This is a genomic window from Streptomyces sp. NPDC055078 (assembly GCF_053607985.1).
In genome coordinates this window covers 1-8084 of record NZ_JBSGUP010000374.1, presented here as the reverse complement: position 1 = coordinate 8084, position 8084 = coordinate 1, and the positions used below count along the sequence as shown (strand labels likewise).

The 8084-nt window shown below is 70.1% G+C and carries 6 protein-coding genes; 1 reads left to right on the top strand and 5 read right to left on the bottom strand.

Features of this window, described 5'->3' with window-relative positions; translation table 11 throughout:
- Window positions 1–40: 40 nt before the first annotated feature.
- The 5 genes from ACWF94_RS26470 to ACWF94_RS26450 form a co-directional block, all read right to left on the bottom strand.
- Entirely contained in the window at window positions 41–1375 is a 1335-nt protein-coding gene (locus ACWF94_RS26470; RefSeq protein WP_453493440.1) for an amidohydrolase family protein, read from the bottom strand.
- Between the two features lie 65 nt (window positions 1376–1440).
- Window positions 1441–3021 carry an ABC transporter substrate-binding protein gene (locus ACWF94_RS26465; RefSeq protein ID WP_453493437.1) on the bottom strand — a complete coding sequence of 527 codons (1581 nt, stop codon included), beginning with the start codon at window positions 3019–3021 and terminating at the stop codon, window positions 1441–1443.
- 100 nt (window positions 3022–3121) lie between these two features.
- Complete coding sequence (locus ACWF94_RS26460; protein ID WP_453493434.1) at window positions 3122–4183, bottom strand: ABC transporter ATP-binding protein; 1062 nt, start codon at window positions 4181–4183, stop codon at window positions 3122–3124.
- Window positions 4180–6216 carry a dipeptide/oligopeptide/nickel ABC transporter permease/ATP-binding protein gene (locus ACWF94_RS26455; RefSeq protein WP_453493431.1) on the bottom strand — a complete coding sequence of 679 codons (2037 nt, stop codon included), beginning with the start codon at window positions 6214–6216 and terminating at the stop codon, window positions 4180–4182. The genes ACWF94_RS26460 and ACWF94_RS26455 overlap by 4 nt, the downstream gene beginning before the upstream one ends.
- Window positions 6213–7157 carry an ABC transporter permease gene (locus ACWF94_RS26450; protein WP_453493428.1) on the bottom strand — a complete coding sequence of 315 codons (945 nt, stop codon included), beginning with the start codon at window positions 7155–7157 and terminating at the stop codon, window positions 6213–6215. Before ACWF94_RS26450 ends, ACWF94_RS26455 begins: the two co-directional genes overlap by 4 nt.
- Window positions 7158–7796: 639 nt before the next feature.
- Between ACWF94_RS26450 and ACWF94_RS26445 the strand changes: the two genes are divergently transcribed.
- Entirely contained in the window at window positions 7797–8057 is a 261-nt protein-coding gene (locus ACWF94_RS26445; RefSeq protein ID WP_453493425.1) for a DUF6225 family protein, read from the top strand.
- Window positions 8058–8084: the final 27 nt, after the last annotated feature.

Genomic DNA, 8084 nt, shown 5'->3' with positions numbered 1-8084 from the left:
GGGTACGCCTGCGGCCTCCGGGACGGTCCCCCAGGCGGGGTCAGCCGATGACGCGGGACTTCAGCCGGGCCAGGGAGTCCGCGAGGGCTTCCTCGTCGACGCCCACCAGCCGGCCGTCCTCCTTGCGGATCTCACCGCCGACGATGACCGTGTCGACATCGGCGGAGGTGCCGAAGATCACGGCGTACGCGGCCGGGTCGCCCACCGGACGGCCGTAGCGACCCGGGTCCAGGACGACGAGGTCGGCGAGATTGCCGGGCACCAGGGTGCCGAGCCGGTCACCGAGGCCCAGGGCGTGGGCGGCGTTGGAGGTGATCGTCGCCAGCAGCTCACCGGGGGTGGCCGTCGCGGAGTTCTCCCTGGGGGAGAGCGGCAGCCGTCCGCCGTCGCGGGCCTGGAGGGCGTCCTGTGCCTGCATCAGGGTGTTGCTGATCCTGAGCTGGGAGAGCAGGTCCAGCGGCACCCGGGCGGGGGTGTCGGTGCCGATGCAGAGCTTGACGCCCGCCTTGACGGCGCGGTTGAGCACGGTCAGCGAGCGGCCGACGGAGACCTCGACCTCGGGTGTGACGGAGATCGCGATGCCTGCCTCCGCGATGAGCCGCAGCTCCTCGTCGGTGGCCGCGTTGACGTGAACGGGGATCAGATCGCTGCCGAGGAGGCCCTCTTCGTGCATGTCGAGGATCTGGTGGGGCGCGTTCTGGTGCAGTGTGGAGCGCAGTCCCAGGCTCCGGGCGAACTCGGTCTCCCTGCGGAACCGCTTCATCCCGACGACCTCGATCTCGGAGAGCCCCACTCCGAGTCGCACCAGGGCGTCGTCGCCGGTCGGCACGGTGGCGCTCAGCGCCGTGATGTCCTCGAACTTCTCGTCGAGATCCCGCTCGGGCCTGGTCTGTCCCTCGTAGGCGTAGCCGAGGGTCAGCCCGTATCCCATCAGTGCCCGCTGGCCCGTGCGCCCGTGGGCGTCGAGTACGGCGCGGGCGTGCTCCGGCGACCACAGGCCGTGGCAGAAGTCGACCACGCCGGTGATCCCCCGGTCGAGCATCTCGATGCCACAGGCGTACACGGCGGCCCCGAAGTCCTCCGCGCTGTACTTCTCCCGCGAGGGCGACACCAGGTTCTTGTAGAGGTCATGCGTCCACATCTCCGAGGCGATGCCCCGCAGCGGCTGCTGCCACATATGGATGTGTGTGTCGATCATTCCCGGGATGACGATCTTCCCGGTGGCGTCGATGGTCCTGTCTGCGGGACCCTCCAGCTCGGCGCCGATCGCCTCGATCCGGTTGCCCCGGACGAGTATGTCGCCCTTCTCCAGGCTTCCGTAGCGGGCGTCCATCGTGGCGATGGCGGCGTTCTTGATCAGGATGCTCGACGGCATTGGCTCACTCCTGGTCTTTCGGTGTGCGGTGGTTTTCGGCGGGGCGCGGCGGTGTTCGGCGGGGGCTACTTCTTGGACACGAGTTCGGCGTAGCGGACCACGGAGGCGAGCGTCGGCGTCGACTGCACGTTGTCAACGGTCTTGCCGTCGTAGGCGAAGAACGCCTGGGCCTCGTGGAATCCGCAGTCCAGGGCCTGGTCGTTGACGGACTTCGTCAGGTCCTGCCACGCCAGGTCCGCGGCCTTGTCGTCCGGTGCGGCGAGGGCGCGCTCGACGATCGAGTCCAGCTCGGGGTTGGCGACCTTCTTCGGGTTGCCCGGGCCGGTGGGGCCGAACTTGTACAGGTAGTAGTCGTAGACGCTGGCGTCACCGAAGTCGGACAGGATGGCCGCCGGGTACTTCCCGTTGTTGTAGACCGTGTAGTACTGACCCCAGGTCATCATGTCGAGCTTGACGTCGATCCCGACCTTCTTCATCTGGTCGCGGAACAGCTCGGCCACCGGGCGCTGGATGTCGTACGTGGGCAGGGTGAAGCTCACCTTGGGGCTGCCCGCATCCGCCAGCAGTTTCCTGGCCTGCGCCGCGTTGTGCGGGTAGCCCTTGACGGCGGGGTTGTAGCCCTGCTGCCCCTCCTTCATCCGCTGGGAGAGGACCTTCGACATCCCGTTGTACTGGGCCTCGATGTACTGCTGCGGATCCATCGCCAGACACATCGCCTGCCGGACCTTCTGGTCCCCGAGCACGCCCTTGGTGTCGTACATCTGCAGGTGGAACACGGACTGCGGGAAGGTGTTCAGCGACAGTCCGGCCTGCGTGACCCGGTCCAGGTACGGGGCGGTGGTGTAGGCGATGTCGAGCTGCTTGCTGCGGAGCGCGTTCATCAGCGAGTCGGGGTCGTTGATGAAGTGGACCTCGATGCCGCCGTTCTTGATGTTCGCGGCGTTGCGGTACTTGTCGAAGGGCTTGGCCACGACCTTCGAGCCGGAGACCGAGGCCGCCGCGTCGTAGACGTACGGGCCGGTGCCGGACGGCTTCTTCGCCCAGTCACCGCCGGCCAGCGCCTTCGGCGAGACGATGTAGCCCTGGCTGCGCGCCAGGTTGGGCACGAGGTTGGGCGCGGCCGACTTCAGGGTGATCCTGACCTGGCTGGTGCCCACGGCCGTGATGGCGGTGACCGGGGCCATGACGGGCGCCCACTGTCCCTTGCTCGCCCGCATCCGCTCCAGGTTCTTCACGGCCGCCGCCGCGTCGAACGGTGTCCCGTCCTGGAAGACGACATTCTCCTGGAGATCGAAGGTGATCTCCTTGTCCGTCTCCTTCCACGCCTTGGCCAGCGAGGGGGTGATCGTGACGCCGTCCTTGGCCAGCGTCACCAGACCCTCGTAGACGAGCGCGGTGTAGGTGGTGTTGCTGCGGTCGATGGTCTCCCAGTCGTTCAGCGGGACCGCGACACCGAACCGTACGGTCCCCTTGCCGTCCGCTCCACCGGTTCCGCCGGAGCCCGAGCCGGAACCGCACGCGGTGACCACGGAGACGGCGAGGGCCACCCCGAGCGCCGGGTGGATCCGGCGGCTTCTTCGGCGGACGGTCCGTCCCGGGTGCGGGCCGGGCGCCGCTGAGGGGGACCCGGAGTTGGCGTTGTACATGATCGCTCCATGCTGTGAGGGTGTGCTGAGCCGGGCCGTGGCGCCCGTGCGGGAAGCCACGGGGCCAACGGCGCGGATGAGTGGTGCGGGTGGTGAGGTGTCAGACCGCCGCTCGTGACCGGCGCACCTCGGCGGTGTGGTGGCAGGCGACCAGCCGCGGTGCCCCGGTCCCGGGGCCGGTACCGCCGTCCCCCGCGACGCCGGCGGGCAGCGGCACGGGCACCGGCCCCGGTGTCTTCGTACGGCAGATGTCGGTGGCCCAGCGGCAGCGGTTCCGGTACGGGCAGCCCGCGATGTCCCCCAGCGGGCTCGGCGGTTCGGCCCTGCTGCCGAGCGCCCGGCGCCGGGCGGAGCGCGCCGCCTGTTCGTCGGCGTCGGCCACCAGCGACGACGCCATGAGCATATGGGTGTACGGATGCGCCGGGTCGGTGTGCACATCGTCCGCCGGACCGCTCTCCGCGATGCGGCCCAGATAGAGCACGGCGATCTCATGGCTGACATGGCGGACCACATCGAGATCGTGGGCGATAAAGAGATAGCTCAGCCCGAACTCGCGCTGGAGCTCCATCAGCAGGTTGATCACCTGGCTCTGGGTGCTCACATCGAGCGCGCTGACCGGCTCGTCGCACACGATGAGCCGGGGGCGGACGGCGAGCGCGCGGGCGATCGCCACCCGCTGCCGCTGGCCCCCGGAGAGTTCGTGCGGCATCCGGCGGGCGTGGAAGGAGGCCAGGCCCACATTCTCCAGGGCCTGGGCGACCTCCTTGTCCCGCTTCGCCCGGGACAGATCCCGGTGCCGAGCGATCGACTGGCCGATCGTGTCGGCCACCGACTGCCGGGGGTTCAGCGAGGACAGCGGGTCCTGGAAGACGACCTGGACGTCCTTGCGGTACGACAGCGGTGTCTTCCGGCCGAACCCGGAGATGTCGTGGCCGTCGAAGACGACCTTCCCCTCGGAGACCGGCGCGAGCCGCAGGATCGCGCGGCCGATGGTGCTCTTGCCGGACCCCGACTCCCCGACCAGACCGAGCGTACGCCCGCTCCCGATCTCGAAGCTCACATCGCGGACCGCGGTGAAGGAGCGGGTGCGTCCGGTCAGCCCGCGGCCGAGTGCGTAACGCACGCTGAGGTTGTCGACGGTCAGCAGCGGTCGGTCGTTCATTTCGTCCCTACCAGACGCAGTTCACCGGCCCGGAGACACCGGACGTCCTCCGTGAGCGGTACCGGAGCCACGGCGCAGGCCGCCGTGGCGTACTCACAGCGCGGATGGAACCGGCAGCCGGCGGGCCAGGCCCACGCCGGGGGGACCCGGCCGGGGATGGTCGCCAGGGTGTCGCCTCCGGTCCTGCCCTGCGGCATGGCCCCGAGCAGCGCCTCGGTGTACGGGTGCCGGGGACTGCCCAGCGCGCCCCGTACATCGCGTACCTCGACGATCTGGCCCGCGTACATCACACCCACGCGGTCGCAGACATCGGCCACGACACCCAGGTCGTGAGTGATGATCAGCAGTGACATCGACAGCCGCTCGCGCAGATCGGCGAGGAGGTCGAGGACCTGCGCCTGGATGGTCACGTCGAGCGCGGTCGTCGGCTCATCCGCGACCAGCAGTTCGGGGTCGCTGGCCAGGGCGGAGGCGATCACCACCCGCTGGGCCATACCGCCGGAGAACTGGTGCGGATAGTCCGCCAGCCGCCGCCTGGGGTCGGGCACACCGACCAGGGACAGCAGCTCCGCCGCGCGTTCGGCGGCCTGTTTGCGCGACAGATCGCCGTGGGCGCGGATGCCGTCGATCAACTGGTCGCCGATGGTGTGCACGGGCGACAGCACGGATACGGGGTCCTGGAACACCATGCCGATCCGGCGGCCCCGGATGCCCCGCCACTGGCGTTCGGCGAGGCCCACCAGCTCCGTACCGTCCAGGTTCACGGAGCCGCGGGAGATCTCCACACCACGGGGCAGCAGCCCGAGGAGGGTGGAGGCGGTGATGGACTTGCCCGAGCCGGACTCGCCCACGAGACCGAACGCCTCGCCGCGCCCCACGTCGAAGGAGACGTCGCTGATCAGCTCGGCGGTGTCCCCGGAGGGCCGGCCGGCGGTGACCGTCAGACCCCGCACCCGCAGCAGGGGGGCGGGACCGGAGCCGGCGGGGTCCGCCGTCGCCGCGGTCCCGGCTGACCCGGCGCGGGCCGGCCCGGCCTCGGTGCTCGCCACCGGGCCTGCCACGGCCGGCCCGGTCGCCACCGAGGCCGGAGCCGCGGCGGTGGTACGGGCGGCCCGGCGGCGGCGCCTGCGGCTCACCGTGGTGCGGCGCGCGGTGGCGTCCCGCAGACAGTCGCCGAGGAGGTTGTACGCCAGCACGCTGAGGGTGATGGCCAGGCCCGGGTACACCGCGAGCATCGGCTCGTCCACCACATGGGCGCGCGACGAGTCCAGCATGCCGCCCCAGCTGACCTGTGTGGTGTCGATACCGACACCGAGGAAGCTCAGCCCGGCCTCGATGAGCAGGGCGGTGCCCAGCGCGATCGACGCCTGGACGATGACGGGTGCCGCGATGTTGGGCAGGATCTGGCGCAGCATGATCGCCGGATTGCGCAGTCCCGTGACCCGGGCCGCGTCCACGTACAGCCGCTCGCGTTCGGCGAGCACCACGGCCCGGGTGATCCGCATGAAGCTGACGGCGAAGACCAGACCGACGGCGAACATCGCGTTGACGAGGCCGTTGCCGATGATGGCGACCAGCGCGAGGGCCATCAGCAGGGCGGGGATGGCCTGCATGACATCCGCGATCCGCATGCCGATCCGGTCCCACCAGCCGCCGAGGTAGCCCACCAGCAGTCCCAGACCCACACCGATGACGACACCGATGCCCACGCTCTCCAGCGAGGCGATGAGGGCTGTGCGGGTGCCGTAGATCAGCCGGGAGAGGGTGTCCCGGCCGAGTTCGTCGGTGCCCAGGGGATGGTCGCCGCTGGAACCCTGGAGCCGGTTGGCGATATCGGGAGCGAGGGGGTCGTGCGGCGCGATGATCCCTGCGGTCAGGGCCACCACCGCCTGGAGGAGCAGGAGTGCGAGACAGACCGCGGCGATCGGCTGTCTGATCGTACGGAGCAGGACTCCCGGCTGCCGGGGAGGCGCCTGACCCTCGTCCGCTTCCTCGGCCGGCGAGGTCTTCTCGCCGAGGGTTCCGGCGGTCACTGGGGCCTCACCTTCGGATTGACGACGCCGTAGAGGATGTCCACGGCGAGATTGACGACCAGGACGATCACGGCGACGACCACGATGGCTCCCTGGAGGACCGGGTAGTCGGCGCGGACCACACTGTCGATGAGCAGGGTGCCGAGGCCGGGAATGGCGAAGATGCGCTCGATGATGAAGCTGGACGCGACCAGTACGGACATCTGGACGGCCAGTACGGCCAGGACGGGGACCATGGCGTTCTTCGTGGCGTACTTGAGCACGATCCGGGTCCTGCTCACCCCCCGGGCGCGCAGCGCCTGCACATAGGGGGACTCCAGGGCCTCGATCGTGGCGCTGCGGGTCTGCCGGGCGATGACCGACGCCGTGTGCACCCCCAGCGCCAGCGCGGGCAGGATCAGCCCCTTCGCCCAGGCGGCGGGATCCTCGGCGAGCGGGATGTAGCCGACCGCGGGGAGCCACTCCAGTTCCACCGCGAAGGTCAGCGCCAGCAGCAGCGCCAGCCAGAAACTGGGCACCGCGAGGCCGAGGGCGACGATGACGGTCAGCGACCGGTCGGCGATCGAGCCGGGGCGCAGCGCGCCGAGCAGACCGAGGGGGATACCCGCCAGCAGTGCGACCGCCATGCCGGCGAGGGACAGCGACAGGGTGATCCCCAGCCGCTCGGTGATCGACTCCACCACCGGGACGCTGGTGAACAGGGAGGCCCCGAGGTCGCCCTGCACCGCCGCCGAGAGCCAGCCGGTGAACTGCTCGATCAGCGGGTCGCGCAGACCGAGCTGCTGGGCCATCTCCTCGTGCTGGGACTTCGGAGCGCCCTCTCCCAGGATCTGCGCCACGGGATCGGTCCCCGTCGCGCGGACCATCATGAACACCAGCAGGGAGACCAGGAACAGCGTGGGGAGTGCGGAAACGATTCTTCCCAGAACGAATTTCGTCATCTCTCCGCCCCGGGGACCGCTCTCCGCGATGCCCGGGAACCGCCCTGCCCCCTGGCCCGCGCCCCGGCCCTGTTCCCGTCGGGCGCCCGGGTGGCGCCTACGGTCCGGGACCCCGGCGGGGCGTCCAGCGGACACCTCTGGCCGGGCACGTATGCCGTTGTCACGATGCTGCTCCTTTGTTCAGTCCGCGAAGTGCCGGTGCGATGCGTGCTCGGTGCGTGCTCGGTGCGCGAGGTGCCGGGCTCCATGCGGAATGACCACATGTGTAACCCTTCAGCATTCGAGTAGTCAATGATCTTTCGAAAGTTTGCCGAGTGTTCGTATCCGGCTACAGTGCTCGCATCATCGCCGAAACGTCGCGGATGTCCTCGCTCCGTGGCGCGGGACGGCTGCCCTGCGGGGTCCGCAGACACTCCCTCGGGCCGCGAGCGGCACCACTGCCGGCGCGGGGGTGGCACAGCCACTCGGGATGAATCGGGACAGAGGGGGATCGGTTCCGGCCCCGGGGGCGGCTCCGGCCGCCCGTGTTCTCCCCTGCCCGGCCGCGGCCCGGTGACGGTGCGTCCGAAAGGCGATCACGCCGCACCGGTCCCGGCGCGGAGCCACGCGACGGAGTGGGTCGCGGGGTAGCCTCCGCACATGGCTGAGACTTTTGATCACGCACCGCAGGTGTGGACCGTCGCCCGGCTCCGGGAAGCCCTCGCGGACCTCCCGGACGGCACCCCCGTCCATGTGGGGGTCGCGGACGCGCCGGGTGACTTCGGCGGGTACAGCGAGTACGCGCTCGTCGACCTGGAGCCGGTGGAGAAGGACCTCCCGGGTACCCGGGGCGGCACCGAAGTCGAGTACACCCTCTTCGCCGACTACAAGGCGGGCCAGTACCACCGCGACCTGGTCTGAGCCGCGACGGCTACAGCCCCCAGGGCG

Bases quoted from the DNA above. Each gene is read 5' to 3' on its own strand.
- ACWF94_RS26460 (WP_453493434.1), bottom strand. From the start codon at position 4,183: ATGAACGACCGACCGCTGCTGACCGTCGACAACCTCAGCGTGCGTTAC.
- ACWF94_RS26465 (WP_453493437.1), bottom strand. From the start codon at position 3,021: ATGTACAACGCCAACTCCGGGTCCCCCTCAGCGGCGCCCGGCCCGCAC.
- ACWF94_RS26470 (WP_453493440.1), bottom strand. From the start codon at position 1,375: ATGCCGTCGAGCATCCTGATCAAGAACGCCGCCATCGCCACGATGGAC.
- ACWF94_RS26450 (WP_453493428.1), bottom strand. From the start codon at position 7,157: ATGACGAAATTCGTTCTGGGAAGAATCGTTTCCGCACTCCCCACGCTG.
- ACWF94_RS26445 (WP_453493425.1), top strand. From the start codon at position 7,797: ATGGCTGAGACTTTTGATCACGCACCGCAGGTGTGGACCGTCGCCCGG.